Here is a 17,187-nt window from a genome sequence, read left to right on the forward strand (position 1 = left end):
TTTCCGCGCTTAAAAAGCCAAAGAACTCCTGCTCGGCGCTGCCGGGTTGGGTTCTTTGGCTTTTAGCTATCTTGAATCGTTAGGTCGGCTCTCGCCTAAACATCCTAATCCTGGCGGCCTTTGAAACGTGCTACGCGAGCCAGGTCCCTGCGCTTAACTCCGGTTCAAGTCTTTGCTGGTTCAGGGCGGGACTGGCCTTTAACATTAGGCTGTTTTAAGTCGTTTGACTTGTTCTCCACGGTTATATTCGGAAACCAGCGGCCTCTGAAACGCGCTACACAGGGCAGGTCCCTGCGCTTAAAAAGCCAAAGAACTCCTGCTCGGCGCTGCCGGGGTTGGGTTCTTTGGCTTTTAGCTATCTTGAATCGTTAGGTCGGCTCTCGCCTAAACATCCTAATCCTAGCGGCCTTTGAAACGTGCTACGCGAGCCAGGTCCCTGCGCTTAAAAAGCCAAAGAACTCCTGCTCGGCGCTGCCGGGTTGGGTTCTTTGGCTTTTAGCTATCTTGAATCGTTAGATTGTCTCTCGCCTAAACATCCTAATCCTGGCGGCCTCTGAAACGTGCTACGCGAGCCAGGTCCCTGCGCTTAACCCAGCTAAGAAAATACCCCAGGATCAGGGGTATTCCCTTAGCTACGTTAATGCTCAGGACCTAAGCGGCTCGCTCCGCACTCTAATATTCGTTAATTACTACTACTGCTACTCTGTCCCGGCATCCCACTAGGCTTTCCTGATGGTCTGTTTTTCATGCCTGAGGGGGCGTTTTTCATTTGGGTTGTTTGGGCGGACTTTGCCTGTTGTTGGCCTAGCATGTAACCCGTTCCGCCACCACCCACGAAGAGCACAACGCCCGCGGCTAGTAGTGCTAGCCAGTTTTTTGGTCCTTTACGGACTGGTTTCATTCCGTACGCATCCTTTCGGTTAACCACTCGTTCGTTAACATGTTTATCAGTATACGGGAACTTCCTTAACGTTGGCTAAATTACTTTTTTAACGGCACTTGCATTCTCACTATGGATTCGTTAAAATATGAACTATCGAGCGGATTATATTATATAAAGTTCGTAATAAGAGGAGAGATCAGCCCATGCGTAATGTTTATTTCAATCATGACGGTAGTGTCGACGATTTAGTTTCCTTATTGTTACTGCTTCAGATGCCAGACGTGCACCTAACTGGTGTCGGCGTTGTCGGCGCCGATTCCTATTTGGAACCCGCCCTCGCCGCCAGTCGCAAAATTATCGACCGGTTTGGCCATGGCGCACAACTAGCTGTCGCCGCTTCTGATTCGCGCGGTGTACATCCCTTTCCCAAAGAGTGGCGGCTCGACGCCTTTAGCCTCGATGCTCTGCCCATTCTGAACGAGACGGGGACTGTCAACACGCCCGTCGCCGCCCAACCGGCACACTTGGACCTGGTCGACAAAATCAACCAGACAGACGGCCAGACTACGTTGGTCATGACCGGTCCGCTGACTGATTTGGCCCGTGCAATCGCGGTAGACCCCAGCATCACTCAGAAAATCGACAAGCTCTATTGGATGGGTGGAACCTTTGACGGCCATGGCAACGTTGCCGAGCCCGAACAAGATGGCACCACCGAATGGAATGCCTTCTGGGATCCCGAAGCCGTCAAGACCGTTTGGGACAGCGACATTGCCATTCAGATGGTGGGCCTGGAAAGTACTCGCCAAGTTCCCTTAACGCCAGCCATTCGCCAACACTGGGCAACTCTTCGCCAGCACCCGGCCATTGACTTCATCGGTCAAGGTTACGCTTTAGTACCGGCACTCCAGCATTTTGAAACGAACTCGACCTACTTCCTCTGGGATGTGTTAACGACGGTGGCCAGTGAAGCCCCCGCCGTCGTGACGACCAAGCAGGTCACTAGTGACGTGCTCACCACTGGTCCTGGCCGCGGCCGTACTTTTGAAACACCTGCTGGCCGCCCCGTCACCTTGGTTACAACGGTCGATCATGACGCATTCTTTAAGCGAATCGATGAACTGGCGATTTTGGCCGACAAATAAGCTATACTAAGGGAGTGGCGAACAACCACTCTCTTTTTTCTGAAAATTTATCGCGGATAGCACCGCCAAATTTTACATATGATTTATCATTCTCAATCAAACACACGCACCAACAAGGAGGAAAAAGCATGCTGCCCATCACCATCGGCATTGTCATCGGACTCATTTTGTCACTTCAAACCGCCGTCAATTCACGACTTCGCGGATTCATCGGCTCCCCGTATCAGGCTTCATTCGTGTCATTTACCGTGGGCACTCTGTTCTTGGCCATCGTCATGCTCGCCAGCCATGAATCATTAGGCGTTTCCGGGCAAATGTTTGCCACGCAACCCTGGTGGATTTGGATTGGCGGACTGCTCGGTGTCATCTTCTTAACCACCAACATTCTACTCTTCCCCCACATCGGCGGGGTCCAAACGGCGATTATGCCCATCTTGGGCCAAGTTCTAATGGGTTCCATCATTGATAATTTTGGCTGGTTTAACTCCACGCAGCAACCATTGACCCTGGTCCGCGTCACCGGCCTATTGTTGGCCCTGATAGGAATCGTGATTACCGTGGCGTTGCCGGACATCCTCCTGCGTCGTGCGAGTGGTCAGCTTAAAACGACCGCGACCGTGGGCAACCCCTGGCCCTGGCGTTTACTGGGGATTTTCACTGGGGCCCTCGGTGCGACCCAAACCACGATCAATGGTCGATTAGGTCTCGCTCTCAACTCTGCCCTGCACGCCGCCTTCATTTCATTTCTGGTCGGCGCCCTGTGCCTCTTCTTTATCGTCATCATTGTGAATCACGGGTTCCGCGAAATTGCCCGCGCGACTGGTCACGGGAAACCGTGGTGGATTTGGATTGGCGGGGCCATGGGTGGCGTCTTCGTGCTGGGAAACGCCTACCTGGCGCCCATCATCGGCACTGGTCAAACCGTGGTTTTCGCACTCTTGGGCCAAATCGCCGGTGGACTGTTAGTCGATCAATTCGGCTTACTCGGTGCGCAACGTAAACCCGTTGTGCCCGTTCAGCTGTTGGGTTTGTTGATCTTAATTGGTGGGGTCGTTTTGATTCGTTTGTTTTAAACATTTTTCTAAATGGTTAACCCTAAATAACAGGTACTGTCCAGCTTGTGACAGTACCTGTTTTTGGTCTGCTTGGTTTAGTGCTCACTCCGATTTTCTGTTGCCGAAACGTGGAGCCAAAGGCAGTCAGTTCCGCTTAACACTATTAAGCGAACGTTCCCAAGCCCGGGGAACCTTCACTTAATACCCGCTCCAATTCTCTGTTGTCGAAACGTGCACTGACAGGCAGCGGGTTCCGCTTAACACCACTAAGTGCACGTTCCCAAGCCCCGGGAACGTCCCCTTAGTGCCGTTAATGCTCGCCAGCTAACCGCCTGTCAGTGCACTCTTTTTTCATTGCTCCTTCCAATCCTGCCACAGCGCCTCGACCGCTGCTAATGACTCCGTGTCGCCGCTTGCTTTTTCTCTGGCTAGCTCTGCTTGGAGTTGTTCCTTGCTGAGTTCGAGGTCAAAGGGTAAGTCGTGATCGGTTACGGATTGCTGAAGAAATAAATGGATTGCCGTCGTTAAACTCATGCCGTATTGTTGATAAACCGCCGTGGCATCCTGCTTCAATTGTTGGTCCAAAACCAAGTCAAGGTGTTCTGGTTGTGCCGGTTCATTTAATTTTGTCATGATTACGCTCCTTCAATGTTGTGCCTAACCGTCATCTACAACCCCAAGTTAACATGCACCTATAGGGTCACACAACCCTTATCGTATTAGGCATTCACGCCATTAAGTTGCTAAATGATTAGCCACCAAAATGGCCCCAGAGTTGGGACAATCCTTTACATCTTTTTAACCGAATCGACATCCCGCCTTTGCATCCGTTTTCTATAATGATTATGGTTGCCACTCGTCACGGCCGACCAACAAAAAGGACGACTGCCCGTCAGCTCCCCAAGTCACCTTGGTTTGCTAACAAACAGTCGTCCTTATTTAAGTGTTATTATTCAGCGTCGTACAACTTGGCAACTTGTTCTTGCACCTGTTGGTGGCCCAAGAATTCGTCGTAAGTCGTGTCTGCGCGGTCCACGATTCCCTTTGGACTCACTTCAATGATCCGGTTGGCAATCGTTTGAATGAACTCGTGGTCATGGGACGTGAACAGAATGCTGCCCGTGAAGCCCACCAGGCTGTCGTTCAGCGCCGTGATTGATTCCAAATCCAAATGGTTGGTTGGATCGTCCAGCAATAGCACGTTGGCCTTGCTCAACATCATCTTGGATAACATGGCCCGGACCTTTTCGCCCCCGGACATCACGTCGACTTCGCGGTTAACGTCATCCCCAGAGAAGAGCATCTTCCCTAAGAATCCCCGCAGGAAGGTGTTGTCGCTCTCTTCCTTGGAGGCAAATTGGCGTAACCAGTCGATAACCGTCATCTGGTTTTCCGCAAAGTAATCGTTCACGTTCTTAGGCAGGTAGGTCGTGCTGGTCGTTTGGCCCCAGACCACGTTGCCGCTGTCGGGTTCAACCTCACCGGCAATGATTTGCATCAAAGTCGTGGTGGTCACGTCATTCCGGCTGATAAAGGCAGTCTTTTCGCCTGGACGTAACGTGAAACTCACGTCATCTAAAATCGTCACGCCTTCAATGGTCTTGGACACGTGTTCCAACCGGACTAAATCGTTTCCCAGTTCACGTTCCGGCGTGAATTTGATAAATGGGTACTTTCGGGATGAGGGCTTGATGTCATCTAAGGTGATTTTTTCAAGCTGTTTCTTCCGGGACGTGGCTTGCTTGGATTTCGAGGCGTTGGCACTAAACCGGGCCACGAACTCTTGCAGCTGCTTGATTTGATCAGCCTTTTTGGCGTTAGCGTTGGCCTTTAATTGCGCAGCTAACTCGCTAGATTCCATCCAGAAATCGTAGTTCCCAACGAACAGCGTGATCTTACCAAAATCCACGTCACACATGTGCGTACAAACTTGGTTCAAGAAATGCCGGTCATGGGAAACGACGATGACGGTATTTTCGTAGCCCGCCAAGAAGTTTTCCAGCCAACTAATGGATTGGACATCCAACCCGTTGGTCGGTTCGTCCAAGAGTAAGACGTCGGGATGACCGAACAAAGCCTGACCCAATAAGACCTTCACCTTTTGGGGTTCAGTCAGTTCGCTCATTGGCACTTGGTGCAGGGATTCATCAATGCCCAAAGCTTGCAGCATTTGGCTAGCTTCGGCCTCGGCTTCCCAACCGCCCATTTCGCCAAATTCGCCTTCCAGCTCAGCGGCCCGAATCCCATCGGCGTCGCTAAAATCGGGCTTCATGTAAATGGCGTTCTTTTCAGTCATGATATCGTAAAGCTTCTTGTGACCCTGAATGACCGTATCCATCACTAAGTTATCTTCAAAGGCAAAGTGATCTTGGTTCAAGCTTGACATCCGCTCGTTGGGACCCATCGAAACGTTCCCGGACGTGGGCTTTAATTTGCCCTCAATGATTTTCAGGAAGGTAGACTTCCCAGCGCCGTTAGCGCCAATGACCCCGTAGCAGTTACCTGGGGTGAACTTAAGATTAACATCGTCGTAGAGCTTCCGATCGGAGAACTGCATACTGACATTATTGACGGTTAACATGAACGATACCTCCTGTATTTTGCGTGTAAAAAACCAACGTGTCAGGTTAACGGCGACGTTGGCTTCAACTCATATTCGTTATGACATGTTAGGGTAGTTTACCATAAATCCCACCGACAAGCAACGTTAACGCGGCCTAAGCCCGCGCCACATCGCCTTGCCGGGCGGAAAAAATGAGACTGGAACGCTGGCGGAAGGACGCTGAAAGCCTGGGAAGCGGTCTTCCAGCTTGCCTTTAAGCCGCCCAAGTCGCGTCTCAAAGACGCCTTGCCAGTCGGAAAATTGGTGCGAACTGGCCCGTTCCCGGCGGCGGGTTCAAGGATTCCTGCTGTGGGGAACGCTTCCAGACTAAAAACCAGTCTTCCAACTCGCCTTTAAGCCTGGCAAAAACCACCAGTCTCAAAGGTCGTCCCATGGTCTAAGCTGAGAAAAATCACTCAGCTAAGGCCATCGACACAGCTGGAATCCTTGTCCCGCCTCTGGTCACTCACACTTGTGCCCCAATTTTTCGCTGGCAAGCATCTGATCACTTCGGTTTTAGGCTGATGGTCAAATTTACCTGAAATTAATGATGTTATACCTACCCAATTGCCACTGTCTAAGACCAAGACTGTTCCGCCGCGTACTTCTCGCGGTAGGTCTTTGGTGTCATTTGGTAATGTTGTTTGAAGGTCACAAAAAAATTTTTCTCCGTCCGAAAGCCCGTTCGCATGGCGATGCTTTGGATGGATTCTTGCGAGGTCATTAACAACTGGGTCGCCCGTTCCAAACGAATCTGGCCCAGGTAGGCCTTGGGTGAAATACCCATGTACTCCTTGAAGTACCGGGAAAAGTAGACGCTCGAATAGTTCAGTTTTTCGGCTAGGTCGGCAATTGAGACCGCCTGGCCGAAGTTTTCTTGAATCTCGGAGACGGCTTGACGCAACGGGTCCGGTAACGGCAACTGATCACTGGTGACCTGGCCATTGACCGTTAAGTGTTTCAACAGTTGTCCCACCAACTGATACTCCGCACCTAGACTCGCCAAGTAATCTGCCCGGGCCTCGGGCTCCGTCACCGCGTTGGTTGCCAATGTGCGGACGGATCGGCCCAATTCCTGATACGGTTCCGCCGTTAAATCCAAGTCTAACGGTCCCCAAATCGGTAGTTGCTTATCTGCAACCACCTGACGCAACCAGGCCTGTGGCATTAAAAGTGTGACCACCTGATTGTTTTCATCTAAAAATGTCTCATAGCTATGAACGACCTCGGAATTGACGACGTACAAATGCTCCTCCGCCATTTCATAGGTTGAGCTCCCAATGTGAACCGTGCCCGGATGCCCGCGATAGGCATAGGCCAATTCAACGGCTTGGTGCCAATGTGGCAACACCATCTTAGGTCCACAAGTCCCATGCGAGATGACCCGCAACGGTAAGACTGTCTTAAAGTTTAAACGTTCATGATACGGCCGTGGCATACCAGCTACCCCCAATTCTGTTAGTTCCGGCTGAGATAGACCAATTTATCTAATTCTTCATTTAATAGCATACCACGTCTAGTGAATTTAGGGTTAAATTTAGTAATGTAATCATTAGATTATTGGATTACCGATTCAGGATATCCTCGATATAATGGACTTGTAACATACGGATGGGCGTTGAAAAGTCGCGGACCTGACCATTGATCGGATTCTACGATTGTGGGGCAATCACTTAAGGGGAAGTGCCTGTTCCACCGCTCAACTGTTTTGAATGATTTGGGCCGTAACCAGATCATTCTTTTCAAAAAAATCAGACCGCAAAGTTTCGTCGTTGTGGGGGCAACGGCCAAACCATTGACACTTCCAACGTGCAAGTCTGATTTTTCCGGTCATTTCGGGGGGAGTGACCGGAAGAATCACCAGCAGGATAGGTATTGGCCATCGGAGTCTTTGGGGGATAAAGTAAAAGTCACGCTTTGGGGGCGTGACTTTTTTCGTGATCAGAAATTGTGGGTGGCCATCGCTACCAAATATGTTAGGCAACTGGCGGCAACGCTAAGGAATAACCAGCATGTTTTGTTCGTCGAATTCCCAGTCCGGGCCGTACGCCGCTTCCCAGTAATAGCCGTCGAGGTCCTGGAAGTAACCACTGTAGCCGCCCCAATCAGTCATAGCTGGTTCTTTAGCAATGGCGCCACCATTCTGTTTGACCAATCTAAACACGTTGTCCACCGCAGCCTTGTCTTTAAAGTTACAAGCCAACGTGATTCCGGGGAAACTCTGTCCAGCCCGTTCCGGGGGATTAGCGGCATTGATATCTTTGGCCAAATCCGCCAGCGGAAACAGTTCTAGCTTAGAGCCCTCGTTGTCAAAGAACACGATGGGTGGCTGGGCCTCGCGCTCCATGGTCTGAAAGCCAATACTCCGGTAAAACGACAACGATGACGCCATGTCACGCACGCCTAAACAAATCAGATTAATCCGGTTCATCAAAATCCCTCCTGGAAACGTTTCCTTCATTATCCCTGAATGCTCACCGCAGTGCAACAATCTGCTTCGCTAAGACATCGGCAACATTGTCTAAACCTGCCGGCTTACCGTTCGCCAAATTTAGGCCGGAACGCTGTGGGAAGGACGCGGGTAGCCTGAGAAACGGTCTACCTGCTCGCTTTGAACCGCCGAACCCGCGTTTCAAAGTCGCCATTTTCAAAGAAGACCACATGGAAAATCCCACGGCTGAGCCTAAATTTGGCTCACTCACGCCTACATAGACAGTACCCAACAACCGTAGACAAACGTTGCCAATCCAGCGTTGTTCACATCAATGTCATATTGAAAAAACAATCATAACCGGAGGAGGACAGAGATGGAGGCAGCTGTGTCGACGACGTTAGCTGAGCGATCTTCTCAGGTTACGTCGTGGGACGCGTTTGGAGACTGTCGGTTTTGGACAGGCTTCAAACCGAGCCGGAGGACCGTTTCCCAGGCCGCAGGCGCTCCCCATAGCAGCCGGAATCTCTGGCAGCCGCAGGTGACAATTTTAGGCTAGCACTTAAAAAGCCAACCCAAATTTTTCTGGATTGGCTTTGATTAATTTTACAGATAATCCATCAGTGACGACCGCTTCCCAACGTTACTCCGTGGACTGCTTGGAACGCAAACTCTCTGGTCGTTTCAGCAGGAACGCCATCAGGTAGGACACAATCAGGAACCCGGAGACGACCAGGTATGGTGAATGCGTGTTCCAATCAAGCAACATCCCCGACATGATGGGGCCGACGATGTTCCCGATGCTGGTCAGCGACATGTTTAGTCCGTTGATCAGCCCCTGGTCAGATTCACTGGCCTTCGTCAACAGGGTCGTAATCGCTGGCCGCAACAGGTCGAACGCCGAGAAAATAACTAGCGTGGCAATCATGACTTCAATCTTGGTGTGCGCCTGCGTAATCCAAATCGTGCAGATGGCCGCCAGGAAGAAACACATCCGGATGACCCGCCGCTCGCCGAATTTGCTAACCAGCGTATCGAACATCGCGACCTGTAGGAACAGGGAAATCAGCCCGTTCAACGTCAAGACCAACGCAATGTTGCTCAGACTAAAGTTGAAGACCTCATTAACGTAGATACTGTAGATACTTTCAAACCCTTGCAGGCCAAAGGAAGACACCAGAATCATGGTAAATAAAATGATGATGGGTACGGTCCAAAACGCCCGGGTCATCGGGTGTGCAGACGGTTCCGCGTTTTCATCGCGTGCTTCAACCACGCGACCCGTTTCCACGTCATTTGGCAACAGGCTGATTAGCACGATTGCACTGATCAGGCCCAGGGCACCAGCCACCCAGAAAGGCGTCTTATAGCTGATTCCAGCCAGGATACCACCGATACCAGGTCCCAAGATGAGGCCCCCACTAAATGCCGCAGACAGCCAACCAATGACTTTGGCTCGCTGGCGTTTCGTGGTGATGTCGGACGCTAACGCCATGGCAGTTGGCACCACCATCGCGGCGGACAACCCACCAATTAGCCGCGAAATATCGAAGACCCACAAGTAATTGGTCAACGCAAAAAGGACTTCGGAGACCATGAACAGGAATAACCCCGCTGTCAGGACGGGTTTCCGCCCAATTTTGTCGGACAGTCGCCCAATCAGGGGTGACGCCACGAACTGGGCGAAGGCAAATAGGGCGTTCATCACACCCATATCGGTTGCGGATAAATGCAGTTCCGTCTTCAAGAATGGCATGACCGGTATGATCAAACTGATTCCTAAACACACTAAAAATTCACTAAAGATTAAGATAAAAATGGCCCGTTTCGTTTTTTTCGTCACGGTGGCTCACCCCTTCTCTGAGATTTTGACAACAATATTATAATAATAACAATATTTGATGACAGTTGTCTAATCTTACGCTCAAAGAATCATAGGCGCAACCTTTATTTTCTTTTGGGTTAAATTGTGTGTTTGCTGCGCCTCCGGGCTGGTGAAAATTGGGGTGGAACGCTGTGGGCGGACGCCCGGAGCCAAAGGGCGGTCTCCGGGCTTACTTTGAGCCGCTTAGAGGCGCGTCTCAAAGATACCAATTGCCTAAGCGGCTGGCGCCACTAAGGCAATTCCCACGGCTTAGCCCATTTTCACCAACCCTCCGGCTTACACGGATTTAGCCCGGAAAACACGGTGCACCTAATCGTTTCCACATGGTTATCTTCAATTAAAATTCTATCGAGGTAGCATGAGAACACTAATTTCTGTACGCCAGCATAAGGATTAGGTCTTTGGTTTCAACCTAATCTGCCTACACCATCCTCACGAGTTGAGCTAATTTCAACCAAAAATCCTGCTAAAACCTCACCAACCGCTGCCATAGCTAGCCGAATTAGCGCTCAGAACGCGGGCTAAACGTGTCTAAGCCGTGAGGGCGGTGCAAATGAGCCAAGCCGTGGGATTTGCTGGGCGGCAGCGCATTATATGGCGTCTTTGAGACTCGAATTTTGAGGCTCAAAGCAAGTCTGAAGACCGCCCTTCGGCTTCAGACGTCCGCCCCCAGCGTTCCGGATTGTTTTCGCCGCCCGGTAAGGCGCAATCAAACACGTTTACCCCCGACCCAGTGCGTTGGCCCAATGCTGGTAGTTGCCGGCGAAGACGCTGTCACGGGCGTACACTACATCCAAATCGTGCAACAGGTGCCCGGCCGGTAAGGGCAAGACCTTCAATTTTCCACTAGCCAACTCGTCCGCCACCACCGAGCGGTACACGAAGCTGATGCCCGCGCCCCGCAACAACAATTGACGAATCGCCGCGGGATTATTGACGGTGATGAGCTGCCTGAATTCATCCAGGGTCACGTTGGCCGCTTGCGCCAGGCTCACCAAGATTTCCCGACTGCCGGACCCCGCCTCGCGCACCAACAACGGGTACGGCGTCAAATCACGCCAACTCACCGTGGATTGCTGGGCAACCGGCTGATCAGCGGCAATCACCCCAACGAAGGGTTCCTCCCGCACAATTTGGTAATCGTAGCGCGTTTTGTCAAAGTTACCTTCGATCAAGGCAAAGTCACTCCTGCCATCGTCAATCGCCGCCAAGGCCGCCTGGGTGTTGGTCACCTGACAGGTCACGCTGCGATAATCCGCTTGCTCTTGGAGGAGCCGAATCAGCTGGGGCGCGAGAAACTCACTCAGCGACAGCGTGGTGCTAAACGTGAGTTGCCGTTGAATCTGCGGGTGTTGCAAGCTGGTGACGACCTTGTCCGCCTGGACCTGAACGCGCTGGACGAACGCCGCCAACGTGTGCCCGGCCGGTGTGATGGTCAAGTGGGGCCGTTCGTAGTGGACCAATTCCACGTTTAGCTCCGTCTCCAAGCTCTTAATCTGTTGGGAAACGGCCGGTTGGGTGATGAACAGTTGCCGCGCCGTTTGGGTATACGACTTGGTTTGGACCAGGACTAACAGTGTTTGATACCGATTGTCTAACATGCTTAAGTACCTCTTTACTTTTATTATAAGCTAAATTTATGGGATTATTAAATATCCCAATTTTATCTTATAACGAGTTTCCAGTAAACTAATACTTGCTTGAGAGATTACGAAAGTGCGTTAGGCGTGGAGAGCCATTTCCCCCCGACACGCAGCTTAAATCAGAAAGATGTTTTGAGGAGGAGATTCAATTGGATATTCGAACAACCATGGCCACGCGTAGCTTTTGGGGCGCGGCTGGCCTGACCCTCGTGTGCGCGGTGGCCGGCAGCGAGCTGGCACAACTGCCCTACTTGAACTTAGTGGGTGCGCTCGTCATCGCCCTGTTGCTGGGGATGGCCTTACAACTGGCGCCCCGTGCCGTCAACGCCAACCGTGAAGGTATCGGCTTCATCAGCAATAAGTTTTTACGCTTAGGTATTATTCTTTTAGGCTTCAAATTAAACCTCGTGCAACTCGCCCAAGCCGGCGTCAAAACCATTACACTCGCTGCTGTGGTCGTCACTGGCATGATTCTTCTGACCTATAACCTCAGCCGCAAGCTGGGCGTCGACCGCGAGCTCGCCATTTTGACCGCCACCGGGACCAGTATCTGTGGCGCCGCGGCCGTCATGGGTGTCTCCCCACAGATCAAAGTCAGCCCCGAAAAGGCCGAACGCCAACGCGAAAACGAAGTCTTGGCCGTCGCCATCGTGGCCATCTTGGGGACCGTCTTCACCTTGATTGAAATTGGCTTGAAACCGTTGCTGCACCTGACCGCCGTGCAATTTGGCGTCATGACGGGGGGATCGCTCCACGAAATTGCCCACGCCGTTGCCGCCGGGAGTGCTGGTGGCCCGGTCAGTTTGGACACGGCCATCATTACCAAATTATCCCGGGTCCTCCTACTGGCCCCCGCGGCACTGATCATCGGCTGGTGGTACCAAAAGCAAACGGCCGGTTCAACCACCAACGACGGTCCGACAAAGTTGCCGATTCCCTGGTTCATGGCTGGTTTTCTGTTGACCAGTATCATCGGTACCTGGATTCCGCTCGGCACCGCTGCGCTAGCCGCACTGTTCAAGCTGGCCTACATCTTCTTGGGGATGGCCATGGCAGCGCTGGGGATGAGCGTCAACTTCCGCGTGATTTTCCAGCGGGGGGGTAACGCCTTTCTCGCCGCCACCCTGTCTTCGGTCGTCCTCCTGACCGGGGTCACCATCGCTAGTAAACTCTTTTTCTAAAACGCAAAACGCCGTGGCCACCCCATTTGCAGGTGGTCACGGCGTTTTTGATTGCCAATTTATTGAAACTCACATAAAGCTTAGTAAATGCTGGAACGTACTGCTGTCCCACATGATGTACAATCCAATCAAGATGTAGACGGCAATCGTGATGTACCGCCCCTGCTTTTCCAGGACCTCCGCCACTTTAGGCAGGCAGGCCAACCGGTAACCGATTTCCCAGAAAATCACGACCATCACAGCAAACGTTAAGAGAATCAGCGGAATTTCACTCGGCGCAACGGTCGTGAAGATGGGCACGTAGATTCCCACGTTGTCCGCCCCACAAGTGGCCATTGTGATTAACGCGACACTCCAAATCAACCGTTTAGGATCGGCCACCTTCGCCGCAATGTCATCGGTATCGTCGTCATCCCCGGCGACCCACAGCTTGATCCCTAAGTAGATGGGAATCAGCCCCAGAAAACCGAGTAGCCACGGTGCTGGGACAAATCCCAGGAAAAATGAAATCGCTAAGGAACTCCCGACTAAAATAATTGTGCCCAAAAAATCACCAATCAGGACCAACCAGCGGTCTTGATGCTTTACGCGGCCGAAGATTACCATTAGAATAATTAAGTAGTCTAATCCGGTCGAAATGTAGGCCGTCACACCAGTTAAAATTGTTTTCATATAACCCATCTCCCCATACATGTTATCTACAACATATGTTATCATGTTCATATGAAAGGAGCAAGCTTTTTATGTTGGATTCCGCAAAAACTGTAAAATTAATCGCCGCCCCCGCATTGGGCGCGTCGCAAGATATTTTCAAACTGTTAAGTAATACCACCCGCCTGCAAATTCTCTACCTGCTGGAACAAAAAGAGTTGAACGTCAGTGAGCTCAGTGCCCTGTTGACGGTGGAACAGTCCGTGGTGTCCCATCAATTGGCCCTATTGAAGAAGGAACAATTGGTCTCCTCCCGGCGTGTGGGCAAGCAGAGTTTTTATCAATTGGATGATCCCCATATCTTAGATATCGTGAATGAAACCCTGGCGCACGTGGATCACGTGTTGCGCGGGAAGAAACATGGACAATAAAACCGTTTGGAATGATTGGATTCCGAACGGTTTTTGTTTTGTGGTTATGGATTTTTACGTTCACCTTTAAAGTAATGATTGCTGTATTTCTTAGCAAGGTGCTTACTGTGGTACCCATGCCCACCAGTCCAGAAACCAGCGCCACTAGCCATTTGTAAGATAGCGTGTTTCTGACCACCAATTTTGTGTGTGACCCGCCGATAGGAGATGCCATCACCAGCAGTTTGGTACCACCCCATCACGTTAACCCAACGCTCGTGGTTGCTAAGCGTGAATATTCCCGCTGTCACCCAAGTTGGATGGGTCATTTTAACATTATTTTTTATGGTATATGTCACGCTTCGCGAATGTAGTCGATTGACAAAATCTGATCCAACAATCTTTTTTGCGGTGATTTTGTACCGATACATTTTGTGGAACTGATAACTGTACCAGGTTCCCCGAATGCTCTTAGGAAACTTCTTCATCGTTGTTTGTGTTTTGGCATACGCCACTTGATTTGATGTTGTTACCGCCAGTCCTAAGCCAACCATCACTGACAAAGCCAACACCAATACAAAACTACGTTGCTTCAAATTTATAGAATCTCCTCCACCTGACAATTTTTCTTACAAACAATATTATCCCCCAAATATTGTTTCTGTTCAATATTATTTCTACTGATAATTATTATGTTCTTTCCTGAGTCTCTCGTAGAATCACAAATGGCTTTAAGTGGTATTCCTCACGTCCTACGCGGGGCAGGTCCCTGCGCTTAGAAAGCCCAAGAACTCCTGTCCGACTTTGATACCTCAATTTATACTGACTTAGTGCGTTTGACTTGCTCTCGCCATTCTATCCCGATACTGGCGGCTTTTGAAACGTGCTACGCGAGCCAGACTCCTGCGCTTAAAAAGCCCAAGAACTCCTGTCCGACTTTGATATTTCAAGCCATACTGACTTAGGGCGTTTGACTTGCTCTCGCCATTCTATCCCGATACTGGCGGCTTTTGAAACGTGCTACGTGAGCCAGACTCTTCCGCTTAGAAAAATACGGCGTCCCTGTCCGGCATAGATGTTTCAACCTATACTGACTTAGTACGTTTGACTTGCTCTCGCCATTCTATCCCAATACTGGCTGCTTTCGAAACGTGCTACGCGAGCCAGACTCCTGCGCTTAAAAAGCCCAAGAACTCCTGTCCGACTTTGATATTTCACGTCATACTGACTTAGGGCGTTTGACTTGCTCTCGCCACTCGATCCCGATACTGGCAGCTTTTGAAACGTGCTACGCGAGCCAGACTCTTCCGCTTAGAAAAATACGGCGTCCCTGTCCGGCATAGCCGAACAGAAACGTCGTATTCCTCTAATGCTCAGAGTCTAATCGGATCGCTCCGCACTCTCTACATCTTCATTCCCATCTTCTCATAAGAACTCATCCCGGCCAGCTTCAGGTCTTTAACGTCAATGCCGCGCTCTTCTGCGACCGCCTTCATTAACGTATCCATATCCATCAGCTTATAGGTCTTCGGGTGGTCTGGGTCGTAGGCCTCAATTTGCGCCATCATGCCACCGTCTTCGTGCTCAATGATGTGGCAGTGGTACATGTAGACACCGGTATGCTCGAACCAGACTTTGATGCGCACCGTTTCGCCAGGGTTCACACCGACCGTGTCCTTCAAGCCGTGCTCGTTGGCGTAAGGCTCATGGCCATTTCGCGATAACACTAGGAATTGAGTGCCGTGCATGTGGAACGGGTGAACCATCCCACTCGCCATATCGTTCGTGTTGGAAATGTCCCAGAGTTCAACGTTGCCAACTTTTTGGCGGGCGTCGATCCGTTGCATTTCAAATTTCTTACCGTCGATCATGACCGCTTCGTCCATCCCAGACATGACCACCTTCCGGACTGGTGTATCCGGCGTCACGTCAGGGTTGGGAATATCTACCAAATGGTCAGGCAACTGCGTGTCGTCCGCCACAAAATCGTGAACGCGGAAACGCACCAGCGGTACATCGTCGCTGTACAGGGTGACCGTCTTCCCCGGTGTTACCTTGCCAAAGTCCACAATGATTTCAGCCCGTTCAGCACAGGTCAACATCAAATGGGTGAAGTCAACGGGTTCCGGTAGCACGCCGCCGTCAGAGGCAATCTGCGTAAATGGCAGGTCGTCGCTAAAATGTAACCGCCATTCACGCCGGTTGGCACCATCTAAGATCCGCAACCGTAGTCGCTGCGTAGAAACATCAAAGTACGGGTTGATGGTTCCGTTAATCATCGCGGTTGGGCCTTGAACGCCGTCCGGATCATAATCAGCTTCATAATCCCACTGATTGTCTTCATGGAAACGCCGGTCCTGCAAGACCAACGGAATATCATCAATACCATAATCGTGTGGGAATGGCAATTTGGCTTCCGTTTCATCGGTCACTAATGCCAAGCCTGCTAGACCACGCCAAACTTGTTCGGCCGTTGATGGGCACGGATGGGCGTGGAGCCACAGCGTTGCGGCGGGTTGATCCACTTTGAAATCAATGTGCCGCGTCTTCCCCGGGTAAACGGGAGCGTGACAACCGCCGTCAGTGTAGGGACCGGGAACGTTTAACCCGTGCCAGTGGAACGTCGTCAGTTCTGGCAACTCATTTTTCAAATCAATATGCATGGTTTTACCCTTGGCAAAGACAACTGTTTGCCCCAACAATGAGCCGTTGTAGCCCCAGGTCTTCGTCTTCTTACCGGGTAACAGCTGGGTCTCGCCAGCCTGGGCAATAACGGTATAGTAAGTATCCGTTGCCGTTTCTTTATCTGGCTTCAAGAGTGGCGGAATCCGTAAAGGCTGTTCCGGAATCTTGGCCTCCTCCAGTGGAACATAACCCCCGTCATGCGTGTTATATGCCGCTTTATCAAAGAAATAATCAGTGTTAAGTGATCTTGTCATGTCCTCAGACTCCTCTTCGATTATTTAAGCAAATATCTCCACATCAATGATACCGCATTCACTAGTAGAGGAAAAGTATCCGCCCAAGGTTCAAGGGGACGAGCCGAAATAAAAAGGACCAACAAATTTGTGTCAGCCCTTCCATAAAAGTTCAGATTAAATGAACCGCTTCACAATAACAGGAGTAACCACACTGAACGGTAGTGTTAGCCGGAGGTGATTAGCAGGCTTACCCGTGTAAATGGCGTTAGGTCGAGTTTACTCGGCCTGACACCATGGACGTCCTCGAGACTCACGATTTTGTGAGGCTTGAGGGCGAGGCCGAAGACCGCACTTTGGCTTCGGCCGTTCCCCACATCTCC

14 protein-coding genes are annotated in these 17,187 nt (G+C 51.0%); 4 read left to right on the forward strand and 10 right to left on the reverse strand.

What is annotated here, in order from left to right; translation table 11 throughout:
- Positions 1-682: 682 nt before the first annotated feature.
- The gene (locus EKM99_RS09025; RefSeq protein ID WP_125583003.1) at positions 683-901 is read right to left on the reverse strand and encodes a hypothetical protein; all 219 of its coding nucleotides are present in this window, start codon (positions 899-901) and stop codon (positions 683-685) included.
- 185 nt (positions 902-1,086) lie between these two features.
- Between EKM99_RS09025 and EKM99_RS09030 the strand changes: the two genes are divergently transcribed.
- A complete protein-coding gene (locus tag EKM99_RS09030) occupies positions 1,087-2,028 on the forward strand; it encodes a nucleoside hydrolase (RefSeq protein WP_125583005.1) in 942 nt (313 codons plus the stop codon).
- A gap of 128 nt (positions 2,029-2,156) precedes the next feature.
- The gene (locus tag EKM99_RS09035; protein ID WP_125583007.1) at positions 2,157-3,101 is read left to right on the forward strand and encodes a DMT family transporter; all 945 of its coding nucleotides are present in this window, start codon (positions 2,157-2,159) and stop codon (positions 3,099-3,101) included.
- Positions 3,102-3,434: 333 nt separating this feature from the next.
- Here EKM99_RS09035 and EKM99_RS09040 read toward each other — a convergent pair whose 3' ends face one another.
- The 6 genes from EKM99_RS09040 to EKM99_RS09065 all read right to left on the reverse strand — a co-directional run bounded on the left by EKM99_RS09040 (position 3,435) and on the right by EKM99_RS09065 (position 11,602).
- On the reverse strand, positions 3,435-3,716 hold the full coding sequence (locus tag EKM99_RS09040; protein ID WP_125583009.1) for a type II toxin-antitoxin system RelB/DinJ family antitoxin: 282 nt from the start codon (positions 3,714-3,716) through the stop codon (positions 3,435-3,437).
- Between the two features lie 316 nt (positions 3,717-4,032).
- Positions 4,033-5,664, reverse strand: coding sequence for an ABC-F family ATP-binding cassette domain-containing protein (locus EKM99_RS09045; protein ID WP_125583011.1), 1,632 nt, complete (start codon positions 5,662-5,664; stop codon positions 4,033-4,035).
- Positions 5,665-6,262: 598 nt separating this feature from the next.
- The gene (locus tag EKM99_RS09050; protein WP_125583013.1) at positions 6,263-7,123 is read right to left on the reverse strand and encodes an AraC family transcriptional regulator; all 861 of its coding nucleotides are present in this window, start codon (positions 7,121-7,123) and stop codon (positions 6,263-6,265) included.
- Positions 7,124-7,681: 558 nt separating this feature from the next.
- Positions 7,682-8,116, reverse strand: a complete 435-nt coding sequence (locus tag EKM99_RS09055) for a VOC family protein (RefSeq protein WP_125583015.1) — start codon at positions 8,114-8,116, stop codon at positions 7,682-7,684.
- A 643-nt stretch (positions 8,117-8,759) separates the two neighbouring features.
- The gene (locus EKM99_RS09060) at positions 8,760-9,959 is read right to left on the reverse strand and encodes an MFS transporter (RefSeq protein WP_125583017.1); all 1,200 of its coding nucleotides are present in this window, start codon (positions 9,957-9,959) and stop codon (positions 8,760-8,762) included.
- A gap of 761 nt (positions 9,960-10,720) precedes the next feature.
- Positions 10,721-11,602 (reverse strand): LysR family transcriptional regulator, encoded by an 882-nt coding sequence (locus EKM99_RS09065; protein ID WP_125583019.1) that lies wholly within the window; start codon positions 11,600-11,602, stop codon positions 10,721-10,723.
- Positions 11,603-11,793: 191 nt separating this feature from the next.
- On the opposite strand from EKM99_RS09065, the gene EKM99_RS09070 reads away from it, so the two are divergent.
- On the forward strand, positions 11,794-12,825 hold the full coding sequence (locus EKM99_RS09070; protein WP_125583021.1) for a YeiH family protein: 1,032 nt from the start codon (positions 11,794-11,796) through the stop codon (positions 12,823-12,825).
- A gap of 69 nt (positions 12,826-12,894) precedes the next feature.
- Here the strand turns inward: EKM99_RS09070 and EKM99_RS09075 are convergent, their stop codons facing one another.
- On the reverse strand, positions 12,895-13,497 hold the full coding sequence (locus tag EKM99_RS09075) for a cadmium resistance transporter (RefSeq protein ID WP_225419827.1): 603 nt from the start codon (positions 13,495-13,497) through the stop codon (positions 12,895-12,897).
- A gap of 71 nt (positions 13,498-13,568) precedes the next feature.
- Between EKM99_RS09075 and EKM99_RS09080 the strand changes: the two genes are divergently transcribed.
- Entirely contained in the window at positions 13,569-13,907 is a 339-nt protein-coding gene (locus EKM99_RS09080; RefSeq protein ID WP_125583025.1) for an ArsR/SmtB family transcription factor, read from the forward strand.
- A 44-nt stretch (positions 13,908-13,951) separates the two neighbouring features.
- Here the strand turns inward: EKM99_RS09080 and EKM99_RS09085 are convergent, their stop codons facing one another.
- Positions 13,952-14,482, reverse strand: a complete 531-nt coding sequence (locus tag EKM99_RS09085; protein WP_125583027.1) for a hypothetical protein — start codon at positions 14,480-14,482, stop codon at positions 13,952-13,954.
- An 807-nt stretch (positions 14,483-15,289) separates the two neighbouring features.
- Positions 15,290-16,825 carry a multicopper oxidase family protein gene (locus EKM99_RS09090; protein WP_125583029.1) on the reverse strand — a complete coding sequence of 512 codons (1,536 nt, stop codon included), beginning with the start codon at positions 16,823-16,825 and terminating at the stop codon, positions 15,290-15,292.
- Positions 16,826-17,187 lie beyond the last annotated feature (362 nt).

This window comes from Levilactobacillus cerevisiae (assembly GCF_003946245.1).
GTDB lineage: Bacteria > Bacillota > Bacilli > Lactobacillales > Lactobacillaceae > Levilactobacillus > Levilactobacillus cerevisiae.

Coding starts and splice junctions, on each gene's coding strand:
- EKM99_RS09025 (WP_125583003.1), bottom strand. CDS start 901: ATGAAACCAGTCCGTAAAGGACCAAAAAACTGGCTAGCACTACTAGCC.
- EKM99_RS09080 (WP_125583025.1), top strand. CDS start 13,569: ATGTTGGATTCCGCAAAAACTGTAAAATTAATCGCCGCCCCCGCATTG.
- EKM99_RS09045 (WP_125583011.1), bottom strand. CDS start 5,664: ATGTTAACCGTCAATAATGTCAGTATGCAGTTCTCCGATCGGAAGCTC.
- EKM99_RS09055 (WP_125583015.1), bottom strand. CDS start 8,116: ATGAACCGGATTAATCTGATTTGTTTAGGCGTGCGTGACATGGCGTCA.
- EKM99_RS09090 (WP_125583029.1), bottom strand. CDS start 16,825: ATGACAAGATCACTTAACACTGATTATTTCTTTGATAAAGCGGCATAT.
- EKM99_RS09030 (WP_125583005.1), top strand. CDS start 1,087: ATGCGTAATGTTTATTTCAATCATGACGGTAGTGTCGACGATTTAGTT.
- EKM99_RS09075 (WP_225419827.1), bottom strand. CDS start 13,497: ATGAAAACAATTTTAACTGGTGTGACGGCCTACATTTCGACCGGATTA.
- EKM99_RS09065 (WP_125583019.1), bottom strand. CDS start 11,602: ATGTTAGACAATCGGTATCAAACACTGTTAGTCCTGGTCCAAACCAAG.
- EKM99_RS09040 (WP_125583009.1), bottom strand. CDS start 3,716: ATGACAAAATTAAATGAACCGGCACAACCAGAACACCTTGACTTGGTT.
- EKM99_RS09035 (WP_125583007.1), top strand. CDS start 2,157: ATGCTGCCCATCACCATCGGCATTGTCATCGGACTCATTTTGTCACTT.
- EKM99_RS09050 (WP_125583013.1), bottom strand. CDS start 7,123: ATGCCACGGCCGTATCATGAACGTTTAAACTTTAAGACAGTCTTACCG.